The following is a 25,945-nucleotide window of genomic DNA, read 5'->3' on the forward strand; positions in this document are numbered from 1 at the left end:
CCGTCCTCATCGCCCGATCACCACGGTGCCGACCATTCCCGCTTCGTAATGGCCGGGCACGTTGCACGCGAACTCCAGGTCCACGGTCTTGTCGAACGTCCAGGCGAAATCGGCGGTCTTGCCCGGCTCCACCAGCACGCCGTTGGCGTGGTCGTGGCCCACGCCGTGGTCCATGCCCGGCATGGCGGAATGGTCCATTTTCATGCGCTCGGCGTCGATGCCCGTGGGGGTCAGCATGCCGTGTTCCATCATCACCGCCATGGTCTTTTGGTGCTCGGCATGCATGGCGGCGGTGCCCAGGCTGAACTCGTGCAGGAAGTCGCCTTTGTTGGTGACGACGAAGCGGATCGTCTCGCCCGCCTTCACGCGCAGGGTGTCGGGCGTGAAATGGTTGTCGTGCATCTCCACGCGGATGGTGCGCCGGGCGGCCGACACCGCGGCGGGCCGGCCGATGGCGGCGGTGTCGTGGGCGTGCGCCTGGCCATGGCCGTGCCCGCCGGCGGCGAACGCGGGGCCGGGGCCGGCCATCAGCAGGGCAATGGTGGCGATCAGCAGGGATTTGGGGTGCATGGCTCGTCGATCTCCCCGGCGCGCGCGGGCGCCGGCGCGTCCGGCCGCGCGGGCGGCCGGAAGGTGGTGCATGGGGGGATGACGGAAGCGGGTCCGTCGGCCGTATCAGGCCGCCGGTTTCGGGGGGCGTCTGAGGGGCGCCACCGGGCGGCCGCGCCCGTCGGGCCCGCTGGCGGGGAGCAGCACCGCAGCGTCCCACGCGACGGGGCCGACGGTGCCGGACGCCGCGGTCACGGCCGGCTGGATGCAGGCGGCAAGGCAGCATCCCGCGTGATCGCCGGGCGGCGGCGCGCCGTCGTGCGCGGGGACAGGTCCGGACTCGTGCGCGGGCACCCCGAGGCAGTCGCCGTGATCACCGTGTCCGCCGTGCCCCCGGTCCTGCTGGACCGGTGCGATGCGGTGCCCATCATGCCACGACGGCGGCACGGCCCACGCGGCACCGCTCTGGGCGAGCAGTGCGGCGACGACCGCGACGACGATGATCCGCACGATGCCCATGCCCGCGTTCGGCCTCCCGGCGCACGACCGCCAATCGGTCATCCCGACTGTAGGCAGCCCCCGCGCGGACGGCAAGCCCCCGCTTGATCCGGGCGGCCGCCATCCCCATAAGCCGCCATGGGAGCCGCCACCGCCGGATCGGGGGAACAGTCCATGCGCGCACGCCATCGGGAGACGAGCGAATGACCAGGACCGGCGTGATCGTCCTGCTGGCGCTCGGCGCCGCGGTGCTTGCGGCGGGCGGGGGGCTGCTGCTGGCCTGGCCGCAGGCCGCCATCGACCCGGCGGACGCCGAACAGGTGGCGCTCGGCCGCGGTGTCTACGCCGATCACTGCGCCGCCTGCCACGGGGCGCAGCTCGAAGGGGAGGCGGACTGGCAGACCCGCCGGGAGGACGGCCGCATGCCGGCACCGCCCCACGATGCCACGGGCCACACCTGGCACCATCCCGACGAGACGCTGTTCCGCATCACCAAGCACGGAATCGAAGCCTTCGCCCCGCCGGGCTACCAAAGCGACATGCCCGCCTTCGCCGATGTCCTGAGCGACACCGAGATCCGCGCCGTGCTGGCCTTCATCAAGAGCACCTGGCCCGAGGAGATCCGGCGGCGCCACGCCGCCATCCAGGCGCAGGCCGCCCGCTGAGGCGCCCTATAGGCCGAAGCGGGCCCACAGGGCGCGCTCCTCCACCGCGCTCAGCGCCGCGTCCACCAATCCGCCGGCCAGCCCGGCGGTGACGGCGGCGGCGGACGGGGCCGGGGCGGGCAGGCCGGTGCGCAGGCGCATGCGGCGGAACAGCCCCTTCTCCTCCGCCACCACGCGCAGGCGCACCTTGTCGCCGAAGCGGCCGCGCAGCACGGTGCGCGCGTCGCCCAGCCCGTCGATCAGGCCGAAGGCCAGGGCGCGGCGGCCGGCCCAGAAGGCGCCGGAGAACAATTCCTCCTCGGTACCCTTGAGGCGGCCGTCGCGGCGGGTGCGGACCATGGACTTGAAGGCGTCGTGGATGTCCGCCTGGATGCCCTTGAGGTGGGCGACGCCGTCCTCGCGCTCCGGCGAGAAGGGGTCGAGGAGGACCTTGCGGTCGCCCGCCGTGTGGAGGCGCCGTTCCACCCCGTGCTTCTCGATGAAGGCGTGCAGGCCGAATCCGGCATAGACCACGCCGATGGAGCCGACGATGGAGCTTTCGTCGGCGAAGATCTCGTCCGCCGCGCAGGCCAGCCAATAGCCGCCCGATGCCGCCACGTCCTCGCAGAAGGCGAGCACCGGAACCTTCTTCTCCTGCGACAGGTCGCGGATGCGCCGGGCAATCAACGCCGACTGCACCGGAGACCCGCCGGGGGAGTTGATGACCAGCGCCACCGCCGCCTGGCCCCCGGGGGCGAAGGCGCGGTCGAGCAGCGGCGCCACATGGGCCAGGGTCAGTCCGCGGCGCAGCGGCCCGACGTCGCCGATGACGCCGTGCAGCCGCACCACCGAAACCAGCGGTCCGCGCGTGCGCCAGGGACCGAAGGGAAGCTTGGACAGGAAGGAATCATTCATGGCCACCCCAACATGGGAACGGCCATGCCGAAGATCAAAGGTGCGCCGGCCCCATGCCGGGTTCGGAATGTCCCCTGACCGGCATCAGAGGCGCAGCGCCGCGGCGTCGCGCAGCACCGCTTCGGCCTCGGGCGTGAAGGCGCCGTCGCCGCCGTGCAGGGCCAGCCCCGCCGCCAGCCGCGCCGGGCCGCGGCCGCCGCGCTGGGCGGCGACCAGGATGCGCCGCGCCTCCTCCCCCGGTGCCGGCCACACCGGGAACAGGACGATGCCGCCGAAGCGGCCGTGCAGCAGGGCCATGATCTCGTCGACCCGGTCGGCGCGGTGGATCAGCGTCAGGTGCCCGCGCGAGCGCACCATGGCGGCGGCGAAGGCGATCCAGTCGGCCAGCCGCGCCTCCCCCTCCACATGGGCGGCGGCCCTGGCGGCGCCGGGGGGATGGGTGGCGGCGTCGGCCCGCAGGTAGGGCGGGTTCATCATCACCCGGTCGAAGGAGCCGGGGGCGAGAATCGGCGGCGGCCGCAGCAGGTCGCCGGCGTACACCAGCACCCGGCCGGTGGCGCCGTTGAGCGCGACATTGTGCCGCGCCAGCTCGGCCGAATCCGTCTCCTTCTCCAGGGCGGTGATTCGGGCGCCGGGCACGCGGGCCGCCAGGCACAGGGCCGCCGCCCCGGTACCGGTGCCGACGTCCAGCACCCGATCGCCGGTGCGGGCGTCGGTGGCGGCGGCCAGCAGCACGGGATCAACGGCGGCGCGGTAGCCGTGGCGCGGCTGCACTAGCCGCACCCGCCCGCCCAGCAGCGAATCTTCGGTGTGGAGATGGTCGTGACCGGGAGAATCGGGGGGAAGGTCGCTCACGGCCCGGTCTCCTCGCCGGCGTCCGCCAGCACGCGCCGGGCCCGTTCGGCGTCGTCGTCGGCCACCATCAGGCGGCGGGGGATGGCGCCGATGGAACCTTCCAGCACGCTGGTGTGGGTGTCCAGCACCACCGCTCCGATCCCGGCGTCGGCCAGCAGGGCGGACAGCCAGGACAACCGGACGACGTCGTTCGTGCGCAGGATTTCCGTCATGGCGAGCCCTTCCCCGTGACGCCCGAGAGCCAGCGGACTTGACCGAGGTGGCGCCACCGGTATGCTCGCTGCCGGGTACAGCCACGTCAATCATCATTGGAGTCGGCCTTGGCGGTCGTCACGAACCTCGATCCGCACCGGCGCAAGTCCTCGACGACGCCGCTCGACGACCTGACCGCCCTGGTCGCCGACGATCTCCTGGCGGTCAACACCATCATCGTCGACCGCATGCAGTCGCCGGTTGCGCTGATCCCGCAGCTTGCCGGCTACATCGTCGCCGCCGGCGGCAAGCGGCTGCGCCCGGTCCTGACCCTCGCGGCGGCCCGCCTGTGCGGCTACCGGGGGGAGCATCACCGGCTGCTGGCCGCGGTGGTGGAGTTCATCCACACGGCCACGCTGCTGCACGACGACGTGGTGGACGAAAGCGACCTGCGCCGCGGCCTGGCCTCGGCCAACGCGGTGTTCGGCAACAAGGCCAGCGTGCTGGTGGGGGACTTCCTGTTCTCCCGCGCCTTCCAGATGATGGTGGAGGTGAAGTCGCTGGAGGTGCTGGGGATTCTGGCCAACGCCTCGGCCGTCATCGCCGAGGGCGAGGTGCTCCAGCTCCAGACCACCAACGACACGCAGACGAGCGAGCAGGCCTATCTGGAGGTCATCAAGGGCAAGACGGCGGAGCTGTTCGCCGCCGCCTGCCGCGTCGGCGCCGTGGTCGCCGACCGCCCGGCGGCGGAGGAGACGGCGCTCAACGACTACGGCCTGAACCTGGGCATCGCCTTCCAGCTCGTCGACGACGTGCTGGACTATTCGGCGCGCCAGGCGACCCTGGGCAAGACGGTGGGCGACGACTTCCGCGAGGGCAAGATCACCCTGCCCGTGGTCCTCGCCTTCCGCCGCGGCAACGAGGAGGAGCGCGCCTTCTGGCGCCGCACCATGGAGGAGCTGGACCAGCGCGACGGCGACCTGGAGCGGGCGCAGGAGCTGATGACCCGCCACGGCGCCCTGGCCGACACGGTGGAGCGCGCCCGCCATTACGGCGCCATCGCCCGCGATTCGCTGGGCCTGTTCCCCGACATGCCGGTCAAGCGCGCCCTGCTGGACGTGGTCGATTTCGTCATCGACCGCGAATTTTGACGGGCCCGTTTTTTCGGGCTTGCACGCCCCGAAACGACCCGCTATATACGCGGCCTCACCGGGACGGACCACCCAAGACGGTCCGTTCCGGCAGGACCGGAGAGTAGCTCAGCCTGGTAGAGCACTGCTTTCGGGAGGCAGGGGCCGGAGGTTCGAATCCTCTCTCTCCGACCAGTAAGATCAAGGGCCTCCGGGGTAACCCGGAGGCCCTTGATGCTTTTCGGCACGGCTGCCGGCGCCGGCACTTATGCGCGGTCAGGACCATCCTGACCGCTGCGTTCAAACGCCACGCAGGCTTCGGCCCTATCGGGCGTGGCCGCCGTCGCGGCAGATACCGGGTTCTGACGTCAGGACTGACCGAACCCGGCATTTACCGGACGCCCCTGAAACCCGGATAGGCGAAAGCCCCGGCGATCAACCGACAGTCTTTCTCCGTCACCCCTTCACCGCGCGCGACGCCATACCATGTCGCCTTCACGCGGGCTTCCATGTCGTCGATGATCGATGCCGCTTCTTCCGCCGGGATCAGAAACCGGGCGCTCTGTGAAAGAAGGTTGTCGGCGTTGGCGAAGCGACCGGCGTCGCCGCAGCTCATCGCCAGGTCGCGCCGCTCCACCGAAACCGGGCTTGTCGGCGTCAGATCGTAGGCCGGAGACAGCGCCCGGTCCCGGTCCCGGGCGATGACGGCATGGTTGCGTGGGTGGTCGTCGGTGTTCGAGATCAGGGCGTTGAAGCACATGCGGCGGAACAGCTCGACGGCTTCCCGGCGCGGCTCGGCGGTGACGCGCCGCAACTCCTCGACGAGCAGCACGTAGGACCAGCGGTCGCGGGCGCGGTGGGTGTCTTCGGTTCGCAGCAGCGTCAGACCGCTGATCATGCGGGTGCGCCGATAGCCGTCCGCCATCTTTTCACGGTCGAATCGCCTGACCAGCAGAACGTCGCGCCCGCCAGCCCGGACGATACGGCTTTCCGCCGTGGTCAGGCCGCAGGAACGGCCGAGCGTGAGCATCGCGTGCTCGATGCGCGCGCTGTTCCATCGGTCATCGGGGCGATTGAACTTGGCAAGCCAAAGGCCGTCCTCGTCCTCGACGACGGCCTTCGGACGCGCGCCGCCCATCGAGGTGCCGACCAGCAGCAGCTCTTCGATCTGCGCCGCGTCGCCCGTATCCGCCTTATCCTCATTCCGGACGATGGCGTCGGCGACCGCCTGAAGCTTCGCCAGGTCCAGCGTGCGGTTGAAAAGCCGCATGGGGGCGGGCGGCGTCACGTTGAGGCCGAAGCCAAGGGCGCCCGCCCGGTCGTCCGGAGAGCACAGCAGGTAGTCCAATTCGCCGAGCTGTGCCTTGCCGGCATGCCGCTCGATGACGCGCCGCCCCCAATAGTCCGGCCCGGCATCCCGCAATGCCCCGAACATGCCGTTCAGGGCGGCCGTCTCATAGACACGGGGGCCGAGCTTCAGGTCCAGGGGATCGATGGGAACCGCATCGGGGCGTTCCCGATAGCTGCGTCCGTAGACGAAGCGTCCGAGGGCGGAGCCGCGTCGATCCGTGGTCAACTCGTAGCGCCCCGCCGTCACGGGCCGGGTTTCTCCCGGCAGGGTGATGTAGACGTAACAGCCAGCCGGGCGGGTTTCAGAAGTCATCGCTCAGACTCCCCCCCGATCGCCGTGCGCGTTGCCGGTCCCGCGCCGACGCCAGGATTTTCCCCTCTTCGTCCCGGTCCGGGGCGGCTACGGCATCGAGTTGCCCCAGCAGGTCGAACGTCCAAAGCAGCGCGGCGTATACGGCGGCGCTGGTGGACGGTTTGCCCTTCTCCGCGTCCTGTACGGCGCGCGGGCCGGTGCCGATCTTCTGCGCCACGTCCCGGACGCTGAGGTTGCGGCGCAGGCGCGCCGTGCGCAGGTCCGCCCCCAGCCGCTTGAGCGATTGCTCGACGGCGTAGGGCGGGGCGGTCAGCAGTGGGTTGCGAGCAACCATGTCGAACCTTAAGAGCCATTTATACGGGCATATATGCTCTTAAGAGGATAACCGATTCCCGGGCTATAGGCGAGAGAAGGGCTCTTAAGCGCGCATTATCAGGGGTGTTGTGCCTTTGAGCGCACGGGGGCACCCCCCTGACCTGGCTCGCAGACGGTGAAGCCTGACGGGAGCCCCGCCACGTGGCCGGGATGGCGCGGGGCTCACCGGCCGTCAGGCCGGGCGCTTGCCGGCGCGGCTCAGGATCAGGTCCACGGCGTGACGGCGCTGGTTGTCGGCGGCGGTGTCGGTCCGCCCGCCGGCGCGGCGCGGTTGCTCCACCACCACGTCCGGTGCGATGCCGACGCGGTCCACCGCCCGGTCCCCGGGCGTGTGATAGCGGCCCGTGGTCATCTTGATGGCACCGCCGCCGTTCACCGCGGCGGTGGATTGCACCGTGCCCTTGCCGAAGGAGCGGGTGCCGACCACCACCGCCCGGCCGTGGTCCTGCAACGCGCCCGCCACCAGTTCCGACGCCGAGGCGGAGGCGCCGTTGATCAGCACCGCCATCGGGCGTCCCCCCGCCAGATCGCCCCGCGACGCCGTGAAGCGCTGGAGCACGGCCGAATCCCGCCCGCGGATGGTGGTGATGGTGCCGGACTCCAGAAAGGCGTCGGCGACGCGCACCGCCTGGTCCAGCAGGCCGCCGGGGTTGTCGCGCAGGTCGATCACATAGCCCGCCACCGTGCCGTCCAGGGCCGCCATGGCCCGGCCCAGCTCGGCCCGGGTGTCCCGGTTGAACAGGGCGATGCGGACATAGCCGATGCCCCGGTCCGTCTCCCAGGTGACCGGCCGGGTGCGGATGACGGCGCGTTCCAGGGTGACGTTGAACGCCTTGCCGTCGCGCTCCAGGCGCAGGGTGACGGGCGTTCCCGGCGCCCCCCGCAGGCGCTCCACCGCCTGTTCCACGCTCAGCCCGGCCAGCGCGGCGCCGTCGGCGGCGAGGATGCGGTCGCCGGCGAGGATGCCGGCGCGGGCGGCCGGCGACTCCGGCATGGGCGCCGCCACCGTCAGCCGGCCGGCGGGCATGGCGAGCTGGATGCCGATGCCGGCGAAGGCGCCGTTCATGGTGGAACGGGAGCGCTCCACGGCGCCGGGGTCGAGGTAGGTGGAATGGCGGTCGAGGGATTGCAGCATGCCCCTGGCCGCCGCCTCGGCCAGGTCGCGGTCGCTGCGCCGGTCGACGGCGGAGCCGCGCACGCGCTTCAGCGTGTCGATGAAGAGTTGCAGGGCCTGCGGGTCCACCTCCTCGGCGCCGCGCACCGACGACGGGCAGGGGCAGGCGGGCGGGGCGGGCTGCGCCGCGGCGGGCGACGCGATCAGAAGGGCTAGCGCAAGCGGCAGGATCGTGGCCTTCACGGGGGGTGCCTCACAATGCAACGGGGTCCCGCGCGCGCCGGCGGCGCTGCGCGCCGTCCGGAGGTACCGCTTCTTTGTGGAAGCGGTGAGGCCCGCAACGGCCCGATCGTGGCATCACCGGGGCGGAACGGGGGCGGCGGCGTGGCCGCGGCCATCCCCCGCCGCCTCGCGCACCCGCCGGCGCAGTGCGGCGTCGGGACCGGCGGGCGGCCGTTCCAGGGCGCGGGCCAGGTCGACCAGGCTGTTCAGGCTGTGCACCGGGCGGAACTCGTCCACATGGGGCAGCAGCGCCCGCACGCCCGAGGCCCTGGGCGCGAACCCCTCCCAGCGCAGCAGCGGGTTCAGCCAGATCAGGCGGCGGCAGCTCCGGTGCAGGCGCGCAGCCTCCGCCGCCAGCCCCGCGCCGGCGTCGCGGTCCAGCCCGTCGGTGATCAGCAGCACGATCGCCCCCTGGCCCAGCACCCGCCGCGCCCAGACGCGGTTGAACGCGTGCAGGGTGGCGGCGATGCGGGTACCGCCGGACCAGTCGGGCACGGCCGCCGACACCGCGTCCAGGGCCGCGTCCACGTCGCGCCGGCGCAGGTGGCGGGTGACGGGGGTGAGGCGGGTGCCGAAGACGAAGCTGTGGACGCGGTCGCGGTCGTTGGTCAGGGCGTGCAGGAAGTGCAGCAGCATGCGCGAGTAGCGGCCCATGGAGCCGGAGATGTCGCACAGGGCCACCAGCGGCGGCGGTCGGGTGCGACGGCGCGCCCGGGCCGGCTCCGCCACGTCGCCGCCGGACCGCAGCATGCGCCGCAGGGTGGCGCGGGGGTCGATGCGGGGGCCGCGGGGATCGGGGCGGAAGCGGCGCGTCGGCACCGCCGCCACCGGCAGCACCAGGCGGGCCATCAGGCGCCGCGCCTGCGCCAGCTCCTCCGCCGACATGGACTCGAAGTCCTTGCCCTGCAACAGCTCGCGGTCGGATACGGTGAAGGCGGCGTCCGACTCCACCTCCGTCCGCTCCGGTTCCTGCGCCGCCGCCCCGTCGTCGGCGCCGGGGCCGCGCAGGGCGTCGGCGACCCGGCGCGACAGGGCCTTGCGGTCATCCGGGCCGGTGCGCAGGCCGGGCAGCATCATGCCCATCATGCGCTTCAGCAGGTCGGGGTTGCGCCAGAACACGTGGAACGCCTGGTCGAACACGGTGCGCTGCTCGCGCCGGGTGACGAACACCGCGTGCAGCGCCCAGTAGAAATCCCGGCGGTCGCCGAGCCCCACCGTCTCCACCGCCTCGATGGCGCGCAGCAGCGTGCCCGGCCCCACCGGCAGGCCGGCGGCGCGCAGGGCGCGGGCGAAGTGCATGAGGTTGACGGCCAGCCGCGCCTCGCCGACCGGGGAGGTGTCGGAAGTCATGGCGCGCGGGTGGCGGCCAGCTCGGTCTTCACCCGCGCCAGCAGCCGGGCCGCCTCGCTGCCCCGGATGCGGGCGATGTCGTCCTGGTACTTCAGCAGCGTGCCCAGCGTGTCGTTGATGGTGGCGGGGTCCAGTTCAAGCTGGTTCAGCTCCACCAGCGCCTGCGCCCAGTCCAGCGTCTCCGCCACCCCCGGCGCCTTGTACAGGTCCATGGCGCGCAGGGCCTGCACGAAGCCCACCACCTGTGCCGCCAGCCGGGCGTCGGCCGCCGGCGCCTTGACGCGCAGGATCTCCCGCTCGCGCGCCGCCGAGGGATAGTCGACCCAGTGATAGAAGCAGCGGCGCTTGAGGGCGTCGTGCACCTCCCGCGTGCGGTTGGAGGTGAGGATGACCAGCGGCGGTTCCGGCGCCCGGATCGTGCCGTACTCCGGGATCGTGATCTGGAAGTCGGACAGCACCTCCAGCAGGTACGCCTCGAACGGCTCGTCGGTGCGGTCCAGCTCGTCGATCAGCAGCACGGGGGGGCCGTTCAGGTCCGGCTCCAGGGCTTGCAGCAGCGGACGCTTGATCAGGAACCGCTCGCCGAACAGGTCGGCGGCCAGGGCGTCGCGATCACGGTCGCCGGCCGCCTCGGCCAGGCGGATCTCCATCATCTGGCGTGCGTAGTTCCACTCGTACACCGCGGCCGCGGCGTCCAGCCCCTCGTAGCATTGCAGGCGCAGCAGCCGGCGCCCCAGCGTGCGCGCCAGCACCTTGGCGATCTCGGTCTTGCCCACGCCCGCCTCGCCTTCCAGGAACAGCGGGCGGCGCAGCTTCAGCGCCAGGAACAGCGCCGTCGCCAGCGACCGGTCGGCGACATAGTCGCCGCCGGCCAGCAGGTCCAGCGTGGAGTCGACGGAGGCGGGGAGGGCAACGGGCATGATCCGGGATCACCCGCACGCCGCCACCGCGCGTCTCGCCATGACGGTGACGAGGTGGGCGCGGTAGTCGGGGGCGGCGTGGATGTCGCCGTTCAGGCCGTCGGCGTCCACCGTGATGCCGGCGATCGCCTCGGGGCGGAAGTCGGATGCCAGCGCCGTCTCCATCTCGGGCACCCGGAACACCGACGGGCCGGCACCGGTGACGGCGAGGCGCACCTCCGCACCGAAGCGGGCGACGAACACGCCGACCAGGGCGTAGCGGCTGGCCGGGTGGCGGAACTTGGCGTAGGCCGCCGCGTCCGGCACCGGGAAGCGCACGCCGACCACCAGTTCGCCCGGCTCCAGCGCCGTTTCGAACAGGCCGGTGAAGAAGTCGTCGCCGGCGATCTCCCGCCGGTCGGTCCGCACCGTGGCGTTCAGCGCCACCACCGCGGCCGGGTAGTCGGCCGCCGGGTCGGCGTTGGCTATGGACCCGCCGAGCGTGCCGCGGTTGCGCACCTGGCGGTCGCCGATGCTCTCGGCCAGCCGGGCCAGCGCCGGGATGCGGCGGCGCACCGTCTCGCCGGCCGCCACGTCGGCGTGGCGGGTGAAGGCACCGATCAGCAGGGCGCCGTCCTCCTCGCGCACGCCCTGCAGGTCGGGCACGCCGGACAGGTCCACCAGCTCCGACGGCTGGGCCAGACGCTGCTTCAGGGTGGGCAGCAGGGTCATGCCGCCGGACAGCGGCCGGGCGTCCTCCGACCGGGTCAGCGCCGCAACGGCGTCGGCGAGGGTCGCGGGGCGTTGGTACTCGAACGCGTACATGGACTGTCCTCCCTCACTCGGCCGCCATGGCGGGGCGGGACTCGTTGATGGCGCGCCACACCCGCTCGGGCGTGGCGGGCATGTCCAGGTGGGTGATGCCGTACTCCGCCAGCGCGTCGACGACGGCGTTCATCACCGCCGCCGAGGCGCCGATGGTGCCGGCCTCGCCGCAGCCCTTGACCCCCAGCGGGTTGTGGGTGCAGGGCGCCTCCTCGTGGTAGCGCACGGTGAACGACGGCACGTCGTCGGCCCGGGGCATGCCGTAGTCCATGTAGGAGCCGGTGAGGAGCTGGCCGCTCTCGTCGTAGACGCAATTCTCCAGCAGCGCCTGGCCGATGCCCTGGACGATGCCGCCGTGGACCTGCCCCTCGACGATCAGCGGGTTGATGACGCGCCCGAAATCGTCCACGGCGGTGAAGGCGACGACCCGGGTCACCCCGGTCTCGGGGTCGATCTCCACCTCGCAGACGTGGCAGCCGTTGGGGTAGGTGAAGTTCTTCGGGTCGTAAAACGCCTGCTCGTCCAGCCCCGGCTCCAGCTCGTCCAGGGGGAATTTGTGGGGGATGTAGGCGGCCATGGCGATGTCGGCGATGCCCACGGCCTTGTCGGTGCCGGCGACGGCGAAGCGGCCGTCCTTCACCTCGATGTCCGCTTCGGCCGCCTCCATCAGGTGGGCGGCGATCTTCTTCGCCTTGCGCTCCACCTTGTCCATGGCCTTGACCAGCGCCGAGCCGCCCACCGCCAGCGAGCGGGAGCCGTACGTGCCCATGCCGAACGGCACCTTGGCGGTGTCGCCGTGGACGATCTCCACGTTGTCGATGGGGATGCCGAAGCGGTCGGCGACGAGCTGGGCGAAGGTCGTCTCATGGCCCTGGCCGTGGCTGTGGGACCCCGTGAACACGGTGACCGATCCGGTGGGGTGGAAGCGCACCTCCGCCGACTCGTACAGGCCGGCCCGGGCGCCCAGGGCGCCGGCGATGTTGGACGGGGCGATGCCGCACGCCTCGATGTACGTGGCAAAGCCGATGCCGCGCAGCTTGCCGCGCGCCGCCGCCTCCGCCTTGCGGGCGGCGAATCCGGCGTAGTCGACGAGGGGCAGGGCCATGTCCAGGTTCCGGGCGAAGTCGCCGGTGTCGTACTCCAGCGCCACCGGCGTGGCGTAGGGCATAGCCTCCTTCGGCACAAAGTTGCGCCGGCGGATCTCGGTGCGGTCGATGCCCATCTCGCGCGCCGCCGTGTCCACCAGCCGCTCGATCAGGTAGCAGGCTTCCGGCCGGCCGGCGCCGCGGTAGGCGTCGACGGGCGCGGTGTTGGTGAACAGGGCCTTCACCTCGGCGTAGATGGCCGGGGTGCGATACTGGCCGGCCAGCAGGGTGGCGTACAGGTAGGTGGGGATGGAGGTGGAGAAGGTGGACAGGTACGCCCCCATGTTGGCGACCGTGGAGACGCGCAGGGCCAGGAAGCGCCCGTCCTTGTCCAGCGCCAGTTCCGTCTTCGACAGGTGGTCGCGCCCATGGGCGTCGGACAGGAAGCTCTCCGACCGCTCCGCCGTCCACTTTACCGGCCGGCCGATCTTCTTCGCCGCCCAGGTGACGATGGCCTCCTCGCCGTAGTGGAAGATCTTGGAGCCGAAGCCGCCGCCCACGTCCGGGGCGACGACGCGCAGCTTGTGCTCCGGGATGCCCAGCACGAAGGCGCCCATCAGCAGGCGGATGACGTGCGGGTTCTGGGAGGTGGTGGTCAGCGTGTGCTCGCCGGTGGCCGGGTCGTACTCGCCCATCGCCGCCCGCGGCTCCATGGCGTTGGGGATCAGCCGGTTGTTGACCAGTTCCAGCGTCGTGACGTGGGCGGCCTGCGCGAAGGCGGCGTCCACCGCCGCGGCGTCGCCCAGATGCCAGTCGTAGCAGACGTTGCCGGGGGCGTCGTCGTGCAGCCCGGCGGCCCCCTCGTCCAGCGCGGCGCGCAGGGAGGCGACGGCCGGCAGCTCCTCGTAATCCACCACGATCAGCTCGGCCGCGTCCTTTGCCTGCGCCGTCGTTTCGGCGATCACCACGGCCACGGGGTCGCCGACATAGCGGACCTTGTCGCGGGCGATGGGGTGATGGGGCGGCTCCTTCATCGGCGAGCCGTCCTTGTTGTGGATCAGCCAGCCGCAGGGCAGGCTGCCGACGCCGTCGGCGGCCATGTCGGCGCCGGTGAACACCGCCACCACGCCCGGTGCCGCCTGCGCGTCGGCCGTATCGATGCCGGCGATGCGCGCGTGAGCGTGGGGGGAGCGGAGAATATAGGCCCGGGTCTCGTTCGGGCGCCGGATGTCTTCGGTGTAGGTGCCGCGGCCGGTCAGGAACCGCTTGTCCTCGCGCCGGCGCACGGACGCGCCGATCCCGCTGGGGTTCGCCATCGCACAACTCCTCCCTTATGTCCGGGGTGCGTCATTCGGCCGCGGCGGCCGCTTCGGTGTCGGCGGATCGCATCGCCTGCGCTCCGGCCAGCACCGCTTTGACGATGTTGTGGTAGCCGGTGCAGCGGCAGATGTTGCCCTCCAGCCCCTCGCGCACCTCCGCTTCGGAGGGATCGGGGTTGTCGGTCACCAGATCGACGGCGCTCATCACCATGCCCGGCGTGCAGAACCCGCATTGCAGGCCATGGTGTTCGCGGAACGCCTCCTGCATCGGGTGCAGGGTGCCGTCGGCGGGGGCCAGCCCCTCGATGGTGGTGACGGCACAGTCCGCCGCCTGGACTGCCAGCATGGTGCAGGATTTGACCGAGCGCCCGTCCACATGGACGACGCAGGCACCGCACTGGCTGGTGTCGCAGCCCACGTGGGTGCCGGTGAGTCCCAGATGCTCGCGCAGGAAGTGGACGAGCAGTGTGCGCTCCTCGACCTCCCGCGTGACCGCCTTTCCGTTGACGGTCAGGGTGATGGTGCAGGCCATATCGCGAATCCCTCCCGTGGATCGTCCTTATCCGTGACCGTGACGTCCGGAACCATGACCGTTGGCGCCTCCGGCAATCCGCCGAAGCCCGTTTTACACAAGGATAAGGGTTGTCCCGGCACCGCGGTCAAGCCGGCCCTTCGGACAGGGGGGAGGGGAGAGGCGGTCAGGCGTCGCGGCCGACGGTCTGGATCACCGTGAATCCCTCGAACTGCGGCGGGCCCAGGTAGAGGGGCTTGCGCTCGCCGGCGCCGCGGTGGGCGTTGCGGAACGCGTCGGAGCGCGTCCAGGCCAGGAAATGCTCCTCCGACTCCCACACGGTGTGGGAGGCGTACAGGCGATGGTCGTCGCGGTCCGGCCCGCGCAGCATGTGGAATTCCACGAATCCGGGCACCTCGCGCAGGTGCACCTCGCGGTTCAGCCAGACCGCCTCGAACTCCTCCGCGGCGTCCGGGCGGACCTTGAAGCGGTTCATTGCGATGAACATGGGGTCGGGCTCCTCTGCCATGGCCGGCGCGCAGTGTAACGCGATCCGCGCGCCGGCGACACCCGGCGCGCCGCTACACCGCGGGGACCTCCGTTTCGGGATCGATGTCGGTGTCGGTCACGGTCTCGACGCCGGCGTCCACGGCGGCCAGCATGGTGCGGTAGACGCCCAGCAGGCGTTCGGCGTGGCGGGCCGGGGTGGAGGGGTTCTGCCAGTAGCGGGTCCAGGCGGCCAGGCCGACCCGTTCGGCCACCGCGTCGTCGCGCAGGGCCGTCAGCGCCGCCGCCAGGGAGTCGACGTCGCCCGCCCGCGTCAGGAAGCCGTCCACGCCGTCGTCGATGGCGCCGCTCAGGGCCGTGGTGGCGGTCGTCACCAGCGGAATGCCGCGGGCCAGCGCCTCCATGGCCGACAGGCCGAAGGGTTCGTACCACAGGGACGGGAAGGCGATGGCGCGCGCCGTGTCCATGTGTGCCAGCACCTCGGCGCGGGTCGCCGGCCAGGGCAGGATGGCGGCGTCGGGGTTGATGCGCCGCAGCTCCGCCTCGTAGGGGCCGGCGCCGACGAATGCCAGCTCCGCCCCCGCCTGCCGCGCCGCCGCGGCCAGCACGCCCACCCCCTTCTCGCGCGCCAGCAGCCCCATGAAGAGGATGCGGCGGTTGTGTGCCACCGGTGCCGGAGGCGCCTGTTCGATGTCCACGGGGTTGGGCACCACCACCGCCCGGGTGTCGTCGGGCAGCAGCGGGCGCGCCACGTCGCGCGCGAAGGCGGACGGGCAGATCAGGGTCAGCGGGCGTCGGCGGGCCGCCAGCGCGCGCCGGGTCGCCGCCAGGCGGGCGAGGCGCACCAGCTTGTGCGCCGCCCCCTGGCCGTCGCAGGCGGTGGCGGCGCAGCGCGCGGACAGGGGGTGTACGGTGCAGGGCCGGGCCGCCCGGTGGTCGTAGTACAGGCCGTTGGGGCAGGCGATGACGTAGTCGTGCAGGGTGAAGGCCCAGGGCAGGCCGCTCTGCCCCGCCACCTTGAGCACCGCCGGGCTCAGCGCCCGGGTGTAGTGGTGCAGGTGCACCACCGTACGCCGCGGCACCGTCGCCAGCAGCGCCGCCAGCCACCCGGCCGCCCGGCCGTTCCATACCCCGGTCGCGGCGGCCCGCAAGGGGTTGGCCTCCTGCCAGACATCGCGCAGCCCCATGGCGTGCACGCGGATGTTGGGGTGGTCGAGCAGCCGGCTGGCGGCGCCGACGGCGTGGACGTACAGGATGTCGTGCCCCCGCTCCGCCAGGGCGCGGGCGCTGAGGATGGCGATCTTGGTCGAGGCGCCGTCCGGCTCGCCGGCGTCGGACACGATGACGATGTTCATGCTGCACGCTTCCTCGGGGAGGGGCCGCGGGACGGTCGCGGCCGCGGACGGACGGGGCGACAGATTGGCACCGCCGGGGTGCGCGGGAAGCCGGGAAAGGTGAGTACCCCCACCTTGGTGCACGGAGCACCCCGTTTCCGGCGGCAACCGTACGGACGGGCGGTCCTGTGGTTGTGTGTGCGCTGTTTACACGCCGCAGGCTTGTGGTATCGTCGCCCCGTCGGTGCGGGGTCGGACCGTCCGCGCTGCCGCGACCACAACGGGACCGGCCGGGCGCCAACCGGCCGCCGGCGGAGGACCGGATGAGCGACGAGTTTCTGTTCGCCGACGAGGAACCGGACGCGCAAGCAGGGCCGGCCGCGGCGGCGGCGGCGCCGCCGGCGGAGCCGTGGCTGATCCTGATCGTCGACGACGACCCCGCCATCCACGCCACCACGAAGATGGTGCTGCGCGGCTTCACCTTCGACGGCCGGCCGGCGCAGTTCCTGTCCGCCGCCACCGCCGCCGAGGCGCGCGCCGTCATCGAACGCACGCCGGGCATCGCCGTGGTGCTGCTGGACGTGGTGATGGAATCCGACGACGCCGGCCTGCGGCTGGTGCGGCACATCCGCAATGGATTGAACAACCGGCGCGTGCGCATCATCCTGCGCACCGGGCAGCCCGGCCAAGCGCCCGAGCGCGACGTCATCCTCAACTACGACATCAACGACTACAAGTCGAAGACCGAGCTGACGGCGCAGAAGCTGTTCACGTCGGTCGTCGCGGCGCTGCGCGGCTATCAGGACATCACCGCCATCGAACAGCACCGCCAGGGGCTGGAGCGCATCCTGAACGCCTCGTCGGCACTGCTCGACAAGCGCACCATCGCCCGGTACGCGGACGGCGCCGTCCGCCAGATCGACGAGGTGGTGCCGGGATGCGCCGGCGCCCTGCTGGCCAGCCGCCGCACCGGCGACGGTGCCACCCTGCTGCTGGGCGGCGGCGGCGTATTCGCCGGGCTGGCCGGCCGCGACGGCGGGGCGCTGGCAGGGGAGGAGGCGCAGGTCCTGGCCGCGGCGCTGGAGGACCGGCGCCACCGCTACGGCCCGGACCGTTCGGTGCTGGTCTTCCGTTCCACCGCGCGGCCCCACGACACGGCGCTGCTGCTGCGCCACCCGCGGCCCCTGACCGAGGACGAGCGGCGCCTGCTGGAGGTCTTCGGTTCCAAGATCGCCGTCGGCTTCGACAATGTGCACCTGTACGAGGAGCTGAGCGCCCTGAACCGCAGCCTGGAAAGCCAGGTGGCGGAGCGCACCGGCGCCCTGGTCGCCGCCACCGAGGCGGCGGAGGCGGCGCGCGCCGAGGCCGAAGCGGCCAACCAGGCCAAGTCGCTGTTCCTCGCCACCATGAGCCACGAGATCCGCACGCCGATGAACGGTGTGCAGGGCATGCTGGAGCTGCTGGAACACACGCCCCTGACGCCCGAACAGCGCGAGCTGGTGGCGGTGGTGCGCGATTCCGCCGACTCCCTGCTCACCATCATCAACGACATCCTGGACTTCTCCAAGATCGAGGCCGGCCGGCTGGACCTGGAACGGGTGCCGGTGTCGCTGGCCGCGGTGGTGGAGGGGGTGGCCGACACCCTGGCACCGGGGGCGCGCAAGAAGGACCTGGCCGTCATCGCCAGCGTCGACCCCGACCTGCCGGCCGCCGTGCTGGGCGACCCCGTGCGGCTGCGCCAGGTGCTGTTCAACATCGCGGGCAATGCCGTGAAGTTCACCGACCGGGGCTCGGTCAAGCTGTCGGCCGAACGGCTGGAGCTGGCCGACGGGCGGGCCACCGTCGCCATCACCGTGGCCGACACCGGCATCGGCATCCCGCGTGACGTGCAGGCCCGCCTGTTCCGCCCCTTCACCCAGGCCGAGGCATCGACCACCCGGCGCTTCGGCGGCACCGGCCTCGGCCTGTCGATCTGCCGCCGCATCGCCGAGCTGATGGGCGCCACCATCGCCGTGGAGAGCGAGCCGGGGCACGGCGCCACCTTCCGCTTCACCTTCACCGCCGACGTGGCGCCGCCGCCGGCCGATCCGCCGCCCCCGGTGCCGCTGGCCGGCCTGTCCGTCCTGCTGGTCGATCCCGAGCCGGACGAGCGCCGTTTCCTCGCCCGCTACCTGGCCGCGGACGGGGCGCGGGTGCGCGCGGTGGCCGACGCCGCCGCGGCCCGGGCGGCGCTGGCCGCCGACGGGGCGTTCGACGCGCTGGTGGTGGCCGAGGAGGCGGAGCCCGACCGCCTGCGCGCCGACCCGACCGCCGCCGCGACAGGCTGCGTCGAACTGACCCGCCAGGTCCGCACCGGCGGCCCCGACGGCCCGGTGCCGGTGCCGCGGCCGGTGCGGCGCAGCCACCTGGCGCGGGCGGTCCTGGTCGCCGCCGGCCGCAGCGCCGGCGATCCCGGCGAGCCCGCGCCCCGGGCCGCGGCGCACACGGGCACGGACCGGCCGGCGGCGCCGTGCGCCCCTGCGGCCGACGTGGCCGCCGCCGCCGGCCGCCTGATCCTGGTGGCGGAGGACCACCCGACCAACCGGCAGGTGATCCTGCGCCAGCTTGCCCTGTTGGGCTACGCCGCCGAGGTGGCGGGCGACGGGCGGGAGGCGCTGGAGCGCTGGCGCACCGGCCGCTACGCCCTGCTGCTGACCGACTGCCAGATGCCGGAGATCGACGGATTCGGCCTGACCCGGGCGATCCGCGGCGAAGAGGCGGCCGCCGCCGCCGGCCGCCGGCTGCCCATCATCGCCATCACCGCCAACGCCATGGAGGGGGAGGCGCAGCGGTGTCTGGCGGCCGGCATGGACGACAGCGTGTCCAAGCCGGTGGAGATCGCACAGCTCCGCCGCATCCTCGACCGGTTCCTCCCCGACGGCGTGCCGGCGGCACCGGCCGGCGGCGACCCGTGCCCCGCGCAAGGCGCGGTGCCGGATGCGCCGATCGACCCGGCGGTGCTGGGCAGCCTGTTCGGCGACGACCCCGCGTTCGTCCACCAACTGCTGGAGGAGTTCCTGGTCTCCAACGCCGCCACCTGCGAGCGCATGGCGGGAGCGCTGGACGCCCGCGACTGGGGGGAGGTGCGCCAGGCCGCGCACAAGCTGGCCGGCTCCTCCCGCACCGTCGGCGCCGCCGATCTCGCCGCCCTGGGCGATGCCATAGAGACAGCGGTCGTCGCCGGGCGCCTGGACGGGATCGATACCCTGGTCGCCGGCACCGCCCGCGAACTGGACCGGGTCGGGGCCTACATTCGCGCGCGGTGATCGCCATGGCTTTCGTCGGGCCGGGAGCGGTGGGCATCGGCGCGGGTAACGGGAAGACATTGTTGCCGTTCTATGATACTCCCGCGCGGGAACGGATTCGGGAGTCGCCGGGGGTGCCAGAGGTGTTTCGAGTTCTTCCGGCAACGTCGCCTGTCACCCGTGCGACCGCCGCCGTTCGAGTGCTCCGGGCCGGGTGATGGGAAAGCGAGAGATCCGCATCCAGATCGCCGCATTGCCCTACCGTCTGGTGAACGGCCGTGCGGAGATCCTGCTGGTGACGTCGCGCGACACCGGCCGTTGGATCATTCCCAAGGGATGGGCGGAGAAGGGCGTGCCGCCCCACGAGATGGCGGCGCGCGAAGCCTTCGAGGAGGCCGGCGTGCGCGGCCGCGTGGCGGGCACGCCGCTCGGCTCCTACCGCTACGACAAGCGCCTGAGCGCGCGCAAATCGGTGCCCTGCGAGGTCTTCGTCTTCCTGCTGGAGGTCACCGAGGAACGCCGGGACTGGCCGGAGAAGGGGCAGCGCGAACGGCGCTGGATGACGCCGGAGGAAGCGGGGGTGGCGATCAGCGAAGCCGGGCTGGTGGCCATGCTGCTGGGCATCGGGCGGTCGTGACGATCCCCCGTATACGGCCGTGGCGCATCCGACGCCCCCGCGGCATGATGCCCCGGCCATGACCGACGATCCCCGGATACCGCACCTGCGCCTCGTGCCGCCCCCCGCCCGCCCGGCTTCCGGCCGGCCGGTGCCGGAAGACTACGGGCTGACGCTGGACGATCTGAACATCCCCTACGCCCCCGGCCGCGTCGGCGTGGTGCTGGCCGTCCTGATCACCCTGGCGTCGGCCGTGGCCGAGGCGTGGTGGGACCTGCGCGGCGGCCGGGCGCTGGCCGCCGCCGGCAGTCTGCTCTACGGCGGGATGCTCGGCGCCTTCGGCGGGCTGGGGGCGTTCGTGCTGGTCCACTGGGCCGACCCGCTGATCGGCCGGATGTGGCCCGTCTACGGCCGCCTGCGCCGCTACCGGGAGGCGCTGGCCGACGCCCGCCGGGCGTCCGGGGACGAGGGCGCCTGAGGCGCCCCTATGGACCGCCTCAGCGCCCGGTGCCGCCGGTGGCGCCCGCCGTGCCGACGCCGCCCGGCGGCACCCGTTCCGACTCCAGCGGCCGTTTCAGCACCACCAGCGCCGCCGTCGTCACCAGCGTGCCGGCGATGATGGCGATCACATAGGGCAGCAGCGGCGACACCGCGTTGGGAATGGCCAGCACGAAGACGCCGCCGTGGGGCGCGCGCAGGCCGCAGCCGAACCACATGGACAGGGCGCCGGCCACCGCCGATCCGGCCATGCAGGCGGGGATCACCCGCAGCGGGTCCTTGGCGGCGAAGGGGATGGCGCCCTCGGTGATGAAGGCGAGGCCGAGCACGGCGGCGGCCTTGCCGGCCTCGCGCTCCTGCGCGTTGAAGCGGTTGCGGGCGACCACGGTGGCCAGCGCCAGGGCCAGCGGCGGCGTCATGCCCGCGGCCATGGTGGCGGCCATGGGGGTGAAGGTGTCCGACGCCAGCAGGCCGACCGAGAAGGTGTAGGCCGCCTTGTTGACCGGCCCGCCCATGTCCAGCGCCATCATGGCGCCCAGCAGCAGCCCCAGCGCCACCGCGTTGGCCCCGGTCATCCCCTGCAGGAAGGCGGTGAGCCCGTCCATGATGGCGGCGACCGGGGTGCCGATCACGTAGACCATCAGCAGACCCACCGCCAGTGTCGCCAGCAGCGGGATGATCAGCACCGGCTTCAGCCCCTCCAGCGTCATCGGCAGTTGGATGGCGTCGCGCAGCCAGCGGGCGATGTAGCCGGCCAGGAAGCCGGCGACGATGCCGCCCAGGAAGCCGGCGCCCACCTCCGCCGCCAGCATGCCGCCGATGAAGCCGGGGGCGAGCCCCGGGCGGTCGGCGATGGAGAAGGCGATGTAGCCGGCCAGCACCGGCACCATCAGGGCGAAGGCGCTGCCCCCGCCGATCTGCATCAGCACCGCCGGCAGGGTGCCTTCCTCGCGGAACGCCTCGATGCCGAAGACGAAGGACAGGGCGATGATCAGCCCGCCCGCCACCACGAAGGGCAGCATGAAGGAGACGCCGGTCAGCAGGTGCTTGTAGGGGCCGGCCTGCGCCTCCTTCTGCCGCGCCTTGGCGGCGGCGACGGTGTCGGCGTAGGACGCGCCGCCGGCGGCACCCCCGGCCGCCGGGGGCAGGGCCAGCGCCTCGTCGATGACCCGGGCCGGCTGCTTCAGCGCCTCCCCCACCGAGGTCTTCAGCACGCGCTTGCCGGCGAAGCGTTCCGTGGCGACGTGGGTGTCGGCACCGATGATGACCGCGTCGGCGGCCGCGATGTCCTCGTCCGACAGGGTGTTCTTCGCCCCGACCGAGCCCTGCGTCTCCACCTTGATGCGATGGCCCTTGGCCTCGGCCGCCTGCTTCAGCGCCTCGGCCGCCATGAAGGTGTGGGCGATGCCGGTGGGGCAGGCGGTGATGGCCACGAGCGTCCGGCTGCCGCCGGCCGGTGCCGCCGGAGGGGCGCCCGCCGGTGCTGCCGCCGGGGTCGCGGTGGTGGCCAAGGCCGCGGCGTCGTCGAGGATGCGCGCGGTGTCGCGGATGGCGGTGGCGGTGGAGGTGCGCAGCACCGGCTTGCCGGCGAAGCGGCTTTCGTCCACCGCCACGTCGGCGGCGATGATGACCGCGTCGGCGGCGTCGAGGTCGGCGTCGGAGAGGGGCGTCTGCACGCCGGCCGACCCCTGCGTCTCCACCGCGATGGTGTGGCCCCGGACGACGGCGGTGCGGCGCAGGGCCTCTGCGGCCATCACGGTGTGGGCGATGCCCGTCGGGCAGGCGGTCACGGCAACGAGTCTGGCCATGGCGACTCTCCCCCTAGAGGTCTTCGACGCGCACGGCGTCCATCAGCTCGGCGATGCGCTCGGGCGCCGGCAGCTCCGGCCCCAGGCGGGCCAGGGTCCCGGCGGCGTAGGCTGTGCCGCGCCGGGCGCAGGCTTCCAGGTCGCCGCCGGCCAGGCGGGCCGCCAGGGTTCCCGCCACCATGGCGTCGCCGGCGCCCACGGTGCTGGCCACCGTCACCGGCGGCGGCACCGCCAGCAGGGCGCGCCCGCCGTTGGTGCCGTCGACGAAGACGGCGCCCTTGGCACCCAGGGACACCACCACCAGGGCGATGCCCGAGGCCGCCAGCTCCCGCGCCGCGGCGACGATTTCGTCGCGTTCCTCCAGCGGCCGGCCCAGCAGTTCCGACAGCTCGTGGGCGTTGGGCTTGATCATGTCCGGGCGGGCGGCCACGGCGTGGTGCAGCGGCGTCCCGCTGGCGTCCACCGCCACGAAGGCGCCGCGGGCCCGCAGGTGGGCCACCAGCTCGGCGTAGGCGGTGTCGGGGACGCCGGCCGGGACGCTGCCGGCCAGCACGAAGGTCCGGTGCTCCGCCGCCAGTTCGTCCACCACCTTGATCAGGGCGCGCCAGGATTCCGGCGGCACGTGCAGGCCCGGCAGGTTGATGTCGGTGACCGAGCGGCCCTCGCGATCCACCACCTTGATGTTGACGCGGCTGCTGCCGGGCAGCCGCAGGCAGCGGTCGCGGATGTGGCGGCGGCGGAACAGCGCCTCGAAGACGGCGATGTTGTCCTCTCCCAGGAAGCCGGTGGCGACCACCGGCAGCGGCCCGCCGGCCAGGAAAGCCGCGACGTTGATCCCCTTGCCGCCGGCGGTGCGGGTTTCCGCCACCGCCCGGTTGACGGCGCCGGCGGTGAAGCCCGGCACGTCCAGCGTCTGGTCCACCGCCGCGTTCAGGGTGACGGTGACGATGCCCGTGTCCCCGCTCATGGCCGGTCTCCCGTGTGTGTGAAGCGGTCGCGCACCAGGGCGCGGACCGCGGCAGCGTCGGCGCAGGCGAGCGCCTGTGCCGCAGCCGCCTCGGCCTCGGCCATGGATATGCCGCGCAGCCGCGCCTTGACCGAGGCGACGGCGGGGATGGCGACGCTGAGTTCGCTCACCCCCAGCCCGGCCAGCAGGATGGCCCCCGCGGGATCGCCGGCGATCCCGCCGCACGCCCCGACCCAGATGCCGGCATCGCGGGCGGCGGCCACCGTGCGCTCCACCATGCGCAGCACCGCCGGGTGCAGCCCGTCGGCCTGCGGGGCCAGCACCGGGTGCAGCCGGTCCATGGCCAGCACGTACTGGGTCAGGTCGTTGGTGCCGATGGAGAAAAAGTCCACCGCGCGGGCCAGTTGATCGGCCATCATGACGGCGGAGGGCACCTCCACCATGATGCCCAGCTCCACCGGCGCCGCCCCGGTCTCGCGCCGCACCTCCTCGGTGATCGCCCTGGCGCGGGCGAGTTCGTCGGGGGTGGCGATCATCGGGTACATGATGCGCACCGGCCCGTCGGCCGACGCCCGCAGCATGGCCCGCAACTGGGTGCGGAACAGGTCCTCCCGCTCGAAGCACAGGCGGATGCCGCGCACGCCCAGGAACGGGTTGGCCTCCGCGGGCAGACGCAGGTAGGGGACGTTCTTGTCACCGCCGATGTCGAGGGTGCGCAGGATGATGGGCAGGCCGTTCATCGCCCGCACCATGGCGCGGTAGGCGTCGGTCTGTTCCTCCTCGTCCGGCGGGGACTCGCGCTGGAGGAACAGGAACTCGGTGCGCATCAGGCCGATGCCTTCGGCGCCGGCGTCGACCGCCGCCCCGGCCTCGGCCGGGTCGGAGATGTTGGCGGCCACCTCCACCCGCTTGCCGTCGGTGGTGATGGCCGGCTTGTAGCGGTCCAGCCGCTCCGCCGTCCGCCGCTCCTCCACGGCGGTGCGGGCGGTGGCGGCGCGCTGCCGGTCGCGGTCGCCGGGTTCGACCACCAGCACGCCGTCGTCGCCGTTGATGATCGCCTCGGTGCCGTTGCGCTGGTCCAGCACCGCCGGGCCGGCCGCCACCACCGCGGGGATGTCCAGGGACCGGGCGATGATCGCCGTGTGCGAGGTGGCGCCGCCGCCCGCCGTGCACAGGCCCAGCACCCGCGCCGGGTCCAGCTTGGCGGTGTCGGAGGGCTCCAGGTCCTCCGCCAGCAGGATGACGGGGTGGTCGGGCAGGGGGGCGGTGGTCTCCGCCCGGTCGGCCAGGAGGCGCAGCACCCGCCGCCCGACGTCGCGCAGGTCGGCGGCGCGCCCGGCCAGCAGGGGATCGGCAAGCTGGGCCAGGGTGGCCGCCCGCTCCTCGTACACGCCGCGCCAGGCGTGGCCGGCGGCGGCGCCGGCGTCGATGCGGGCGTGCGCGTCGGTCACCATCTCCGGGTCGTCCAGCAGCTCCATATGAGCCTTGAAGATGGCGGCCCTGGCGGCGCCGGCCTTCTTCCAGAACGACTCGTGCAGGGTGCGCAGGTCGGCGCCGGCGGTGGCCAGCGCCCGGTCCAGCCGGCGGTGTTCGGCATCCGGGTCGCGGGCGGTCTCGGCGACCGTCAGCTCCTCGCGCTGGAAGATCCACACCGGCCCCACCGCGACGCCGGGGGAGGCGGAGATGCCGACGATGGCCTGTCCCTCGTAGTCGGTTACCGCAGCCGGGTCGGGCCGCGGGGCGGCCGTCGGGGACGGCGGGGCCGCCGCCGCTCCCGCCGGGGGTTCGCCCAGCCCCGTGGCGAACGCCTCGCGGATGGCGGTGAGCGCGGCGCCGGCGTCGGGGCCGCTGGCGGTGATGGTCAGCGGCTGCCCGCCGGACACGCCGAGCCGCAGCAGCGACACCAGGCTTCTGGCGTTGGCGACGCCGTTGCCGTGACGCACCGCGATCTCCGCCTCGAAGCGCTTGGCGACCTCCACCAGGACGGTGGCCGGGCGGGCGTGCAGGCCGTGCGGCGCCGGCGCGGTCACCGCCAGCGCGTCACCGCCCCCGGCGGGGGCGGGTGCGGGATCGGCGGCGGGCGGCGGCGGGGCGGCACCGTTGAGGGCCGCCACCACGGCGCCCGCATCGTCGGTGGTGCCCAGCCGCTCCGCTTCCGCCGGGTTGCCGAGCACGCCGGTGAGGCGTTGCAGCACGGCGATGTGCTCGTCGGATTTGGCGGCGATGCCGACCACGAGACGGGCCGGTTCCCCGGCGCCCCAGTCGACGCCGCCGGGGAACTGCACCACGACGACGCCGGTGCGGCGCACCAGATGGCGCGCCTCCGGCAACCCGTGGGGGATGGCGATGCCGCTGCCCAGGTAGGTGGCGGCCACCCGCTCCCGCCCCAGCATGCTGTCCACGTATCCCGGTTCGATCAGGCCGCAGTCGACCATGAGGCGGCCGGCGGTGCGGATGGCGTCATCCTTGTCCGCCGCGGTGAGACCGAGGCGGACCTGGCTCCCGGTGACCTGAAGCATCGGCGGTTCCCCCCGTTTTATGTGGAGTCGTTCGGCCGGCTTGAGCGTCACCATAGGACACCATGGGATCGGCCGGTGCGCAAGGGTGCAACGTCGCGGCGGCGGCTGGGTTCCTTGCCCATCGGCATAAGCCGGGTGGCGGCACAAAGGCGCTGCCGCGGTGTTGGGACGGGTGCGCGCCGCGACGGGCGGCGCAGGCGAGGGGG

The 25,945-nt window shown here is 72.9% G+C and carries 23 protein-coding genes and 1 tRNA gene; 6 read left to right on the forward strand and 18 right to left on the reverse strand.

Annotated elements, in window-relative coordinates:
• Positions 1–6: 6 nt before the first annotated feature.
• Entirely contained in the window at positions 7–570 is a 564-nt protein-coding gene (locus tag G472_RS0120410) for a cupredoxin domain-containing protein (protein ID WP_029009852.1), read from the reverse strand.
• Between the two features lie 105 nt (positions 571–675).
• Positions 676–1,068: a hypothetical protein gene (locus tag G472_RS0120415; protein WP_029009853.1), complete on the reverse strand. Its 393-nt coding sequence runs from the start codon at positions 1,066–1,068 to the stop codon at positions 676–678.
• A gap of 182 nt (positions 1,069–1,250) precedes the next feature.
• Here G472_RS0120415 and G472_RS0120420 point away from each other — a divergent pair, with 182 nt between their 5' ends.
• Positions 1,251–1,712, forward strand: a complete 462-nt coding sequence (locus G472_RS0120420; RefSeq protein ID WP_029009854.1) for a c-type cytochrome — start codon at positions 1,251–1,253, stop codon at positions 1,710–1,712.
• Between the two features lie 6 nt (positions 1,713–1,718).
• Here the strand turns inward: G472_RS0120420 and G472_RS0120425 are convergent, their stop codons facing one another.
• From G472_RS0120425 to G472_RS0120435, 3 genes are all read right to left on the reverse strand, one after another.
• Positions 1,719–2,606, reverse strand: a complete 888-nt coding sequence (locus tag G472_RS0120425) for a S49 family peptidase (RefSeq protein WP_029009855.1) — start codon at positions 2,604–2,606, stop codon at positions 1,719–1,721.
• 84 nt (positions 2,607–2,690) lie between these two features.
• Positions 2,691–3,461: a tRNA1(Val) (adenine(37)-N6)-methyltransferase gene (locus tag G472_RS0120430; protein WP_051341087.1), complete on the reverse strand. Its 771-nt coding sequence runs from the start codon at positions 3,459–3,461 to the stop codon at positions 2,691–2,693.
• Entirely contained in the window at positions 3,458–3,673 is a 216-nt protein-coding gene (locus tag G472_RS0120435; RefSeq protein ID WP_029009857.1) for a putative signal transducing protein, read from the reverse strand. The genes G472_RS0120430 and G472_RS0120435 overlap by 4 nt, the downstream gene beginning before the upstream one ends.
• A 108-nt stretch (positions 3,674–3,781) precedes the next feature.
• On the opposite strand from G472_RS0120435, the gene G472_RS0120440 reads away from it, so the two are divergent.
• Both G472_RS0120440 and G472_RS0120445 read left to right on the forward strand, forming a co-directional pair.
• On the forward strand, positions 3,782–4,804 hold the full coding sequence (locus G472_RS0120440) for a polyprenyl synthetase family protein (protein WP_029009858.1): 1,023 nt from the start codon (positions 3,782–3,784) through the stop codon (positions 4,802–4,804).
• Between the two features lie 97 nt (positions 4,805–4,901).
• Positions 4,902–4,978, forward strand: a tRNA-Pro gene (locus tag G472_RS0120445).
• Positions 4,979–5,174: 196 nt separating this feature from the next.
• On the opposite strand, the gene G472_RS0120450 is transcribed toward G472_RS0120445, so the two are convergent.
• The 10 genes from G472_RS0120450 to G472_RS0120495 all read right to left on the reverse strand — a co-directional run bounded on the left by G472_RS0120450 (position 5,175) and on the right by G472_RS0120495 (position 16,068).
• Entirely contained in the window at positions 5,175–6,446 is a 1,272-nt protein-coding gene (locus G472_RS0120450; RefSeq protein WP_029009859.1) for a type II toxin-antitoxin system HipA family toxin, read from the reverse strand.
• Positions 6,436–6,780 (reverse strand): helix-turn-helix domain-containing protein, encoded by a 345-nt coding sequence (locus G472_RS0120455; RefSeq protein ID WP_029009860.1) that lies wholly within the window; start codon positions 6,778–6,780, stop codon positions 6,436–6,438. Before G472_RS0120455 ends, G472_RS0120450 begins: the two co-directional genes overlap by 11 nt.
• 213 nt (positions 6,781–6,993) lie before the next feature.
• Positions 6,994–8,178, reverse strand: coding sequence for a S41 family peptidase (locus G472_RS34605; protein ID WP_051341088.1), 1,185 nt, complete (start codon positions 8,176–8,178; stop codon positions 6,994–6,996).
• 114 nt (positions 8,179–8,292) lie between these two features.
• Positions 8,293–9,567, reverse strand: coding sequence for a vWA domain-containing protein (locus G472_RS34610; RefSeq protein WP_051341089.1), 1,275 nt, complete (start codon positions 9,565–9,567; stop codon positions 8,293–8,295).
• Positions 9,564–10,487 (reverse strand): AAA family ATPase, encoded by a 924-nt coding sequence (locus G472_RS0120470; RefSeq protein WP_029009861.1) that lies wholly within the window; start codon positions 10,485–10,487, stop codon positions 9,564–9,566. Before G472_RS0120470 ends, G472_RS34610 begins: the two co-directional genes overlap by 4 nt.
• 9 nt (positions 10,488–10,496) lie before the next feature.
• On the reverse strand, positions 10,497–11,291 hold the full coding sequence (locus tag G472_RS0120475; RefSeq protein ID WP_029009862.1) for an FAD binding domain-containing protein: 795 nt from the start codon (positions 11,289–11,291) through the stop codon (positions 10,497–10,499).
• 13 nt (positions 11,292–11,304) lie between these two features.
• Complete coding sequence (locus G472_RS0120480; RefSeq protein ID WP_029009863.1) at positions 11,305–13,692, reverse strand: xanthine dehydrogenase family protein molybdopterin-binding subunit; 2,388 nt, start codon at positions 13,690–13,692, stop codon at positions 11,305–11,307.
• Positions 13,693–13,723: 31 nt separating this feature from the next.
• Positions 13,724–14,227, reverse strand: coding sequence for a (2Fe-2S)-binding protein (locus G472_RS0120485; protein ID WP_029009864.1), 504 nt, complete (start codon positions 14,225–14,227; stop codon positions 13,724–13,726).
• A gap of 166 nt (positions 14,228–14,393) precedes the next feature.
• Positions 14,394–14,714, reverse strand: a complete 321-nt coding sequence (gene hmuQ, locus G472_RS0120490) for a heme-degrading protein HmuQ (RefSeq protein WP_029009865.1) — start codon at positions 14,712–14,714, stop codon at positions 14,394–14,396.
• 73 nt (positions 14,715–14,787) lie between these two features.
• On the reverse strand, positions 14,788–16,068 hold the full coding sequence (locus G472_RS0120495; protein WP_029009866.1) for a glycosyltransferase family 4 protein: 1,281 nt from the start codon (positions 16,066–16,068) through the stop codon (positions 14,788–14,790).
• A gap of 302 nt (positions 16,069–16,370) precedes the next feature.
• On the opposite strand from G472_RS0120495, the gene G472_RS0120500 reads away from it, so the two are divergent.
• The 3 genes from G472_RS0120500 to G472_RS0120510 all read left to right on the forward strand — a co-directional run bounded on the left by G472_RS0120500 (position 16,371) and on the right by G472_RS0120510 (position 20,425).
• Positions 16,371–19,352 carry a hybrid sensor histidine kinase/response regulator gene (locus G472_RS0120500; protein WP_029009867.1) on the forward strand — a complete coding sequence of 994 codons (2,982 nt, stop codon included), beginning with the start codon at positions 16,371–16,373 and terminating at the stop codon, positions 19,350–19,352.
• A 196-nt stretch (positions 19,353–19,548) separates the two neighbouring features.
• The gene (locus tag G472_RS0120505; protein ID WP_029009868.1) at positions 19,549–19,968 is read left to right on the forward strand and encodes an NUDIX hydrolase; all 420 of its coding nucleotides are present in this window, start codon (positions 19,549–19,551) and stop codon (positions 19,966–19,968) included.
• A gap of 58 nt (positions 19,969–20,026) precedes the next feature.
• Positions 20,027–20,425 carry a hypothetical protein gene (locus G472_RS0120510; protein WP_029009869.1) on the forward strand — a complete coding sequence of 133 codons (399 nt, stop codon included), beginning with the start codon at positions 20,027–20,029 and terminating at the stop codon, positions 20,423–20,425.
• Positions 20,426–20,444: 19 nt separating this feature from the next.
• Here G472_RS0120510 and G472_RS0120515 read toward each other — a convergent pair whose 3' ends face one another.
• The 3 genes from G472_RS0120515 to ptsP are packed head-to-tail and all read right to left on the reverse strand — an operon-like array spanning position 20,445 to position 25,739.
• On the reverse strand, positions 20,445–22,253 hold the full coding sequence (locus G472_RS0120515; protein WP_029009870.1) for a PTS fructose-like transporter subunit IIB: 1,809 nt from the start codon (positions 22,251–22,253) through the stop codon (positions 20,445–20,447).
• Between the two features lie 13 nt (positions 22,254–22,266).
• Entirely contained in the window at positions 22,267–23,220 is a 954-nt protein-coding gene (gene pfkB, locus G472_RS0120520; protein ID WP_029009871.1) for a 1-phosphofructokinase, read from the reverse strand.
• Positions 23,217–25,739 (reverse strand): phosphoenolpyruvate--protein phosphotransferase, encoded by a 2,523-nt coding sequence (ptsP, locus tag G472_RS0120525; RefSeq protein WP_029009872.1) that lies wholly within the window; start codon positions 25,737–25,739, stop codon positions 23,217–23,219. Before ptsP ends, pfkB begins: the two co-directional genes overlap by 4 nt.
• Between the last annotated feature and the right edge of the window lie 206 nt (positions 25,740–25,945).

Origin of the sequence: Azospirillum halopraeferens DSM 3675 (assembly GCF_000429625.1) — a bacterium.
Classification (GTDB): domain Bacteria; phylum Pseudomonadota; class Alphaproteobacteria; order Azospirillales; family Azospirillaceae; genus Azospirillum; species Azospirillum halopraeferens.

Coding starts and splice junctions, on each gene's coding strand:
- G472_RS0120410 (WP_029009852.1), bottom strand. CDS start 570: ATGCACCCCAAATCCCTGCTGATCGCCACCATTGCCCTGCTGATGGCC.
- G472_RS0120415 (WP_029009853.1), bottom strand. CDS start 1,068: ATGGGCATCGTGCGGATCATCGTCGTCGCGGTCGTCGCCGCACTGCTC.
- G472_RS0120420 (WP_029009854.1), top strand. CDS start 1,251: ATGACCAGGACCGGCGTGATCGTCCTGCTGGCGCTCGGCGCCGCGGTG.
- G472_RS0120425 (WP_029009855.1), bottom strand. CDS start 2,606: ATGAATGATTCCTTCCTGTCCAAGCTTCCCTTCGGTCCCTGGCGCACG.
- G472_RS0120435 (WP_029009857.1), bottom strand. CDS start 3,673: ATGACGGAAATCCTGCGCACGAACGACGTCGTCCGGTTGTCCTGGCTG.
- G472_RS0120450 (WP_029009859.1), bottom strand. CDS start 6,446: ATGACTTCTGAAACCCGCCCGGCTGGCTGTTACGTCTACATCACCCTG.
- G472_RS0120455 (WP_029009860.1), bottom strand. CDS start 6,780: ATGGTTGCTCGCAACCCACTGCTGACCGCCCCGCCCTACGCCGTCGAG.
- G472_RS34610 (WP_051341089.1), bottom strand. CDS start 9,567: ATGACTTCCGACACCTCCCCGGTCGGCGAGGCGCGGCTGGCCGTCAAC.
- G472_RS0120470 (WP_029009861.1), bottom strand. CDS start 10,487: ATGCCCGTTGCCCTCCCCGCCTCCGTCGACTCCACGCTGGACCTGCTG.
- G472_RS0120475 (WP_029009862.1), bottom strand. CDS start 11,291: ATGTACGCGTTCGAGTACCAACGCCCCGCGACCCTCGCCGACGCCGTT.
- G472_RS0120480 (WP_029009863.1), bottom strand. CDS start 13,692: ATGGCGAACCCCAGCGGGATCGGCGCGTCCGTGCGCCGGCGCGAGGAC.
- G472_RS0120485 (WP_029009864.1), bottom strand. CDS start 14,227: ATGGCCTGCACCATCACCCTGACCGTCAACGGAAAGGCGGTCACGCGG.
- hmuQ (WP_029009865.1), bottom strand. CDS start 14,714: ATGTTCATCGCAATGAACCGCTTCAAGGTCCGCCCGGACGCCGCGGAG.
- G472_RS0120495 (WP_029009866.1), bottom strand. CDS start 16,068: ATGAACATCGTCATCGTGTCCGACGCCGGCGAGCCGGACGGCGCCTCG.
- G472_RS0120500 (WP_029009867.1), top strand. CDS start 16,371: ATGAGCGACGAGTTTCTGTTCGCCGACGAGGAACCGGACGCGCAAGCA.
- G472_RS0120505 (WP_029009868.1), top strand. CDS start 19,549: ATGGGAAAGCGAGAGATCCGCATCCAGATCGCCGCATTGCCCTACCGT.
- G472_RS0120510 (WP_029009869.1), top strand. CDS start 20,027: ATGACCGACGATCCCCGGATACCGCACCTGCGCCTCGTGCCGCCCCCC.
- G472_RS0120515 (WP_029009870.1), bottom strand. CDS start 22,253: ATGGCCAGACTCGTTGCCGTGACCGCCTGCCCGACGGGCATCGCCCAC.
- pfkB (WP_029009871.1), bottom strand. CDS start 23,220: ATGAGCGGGGACACGGGCATCGTCACCGTCACCCTGAACGCGGCGGTG.
- ptsP (WP_029009872.1), bottom strand. CDS start 25,739: ATGCTTCAGGTCACCGGGAGCCAGGTCCGCCTCGGTCTCACCGCGGCG.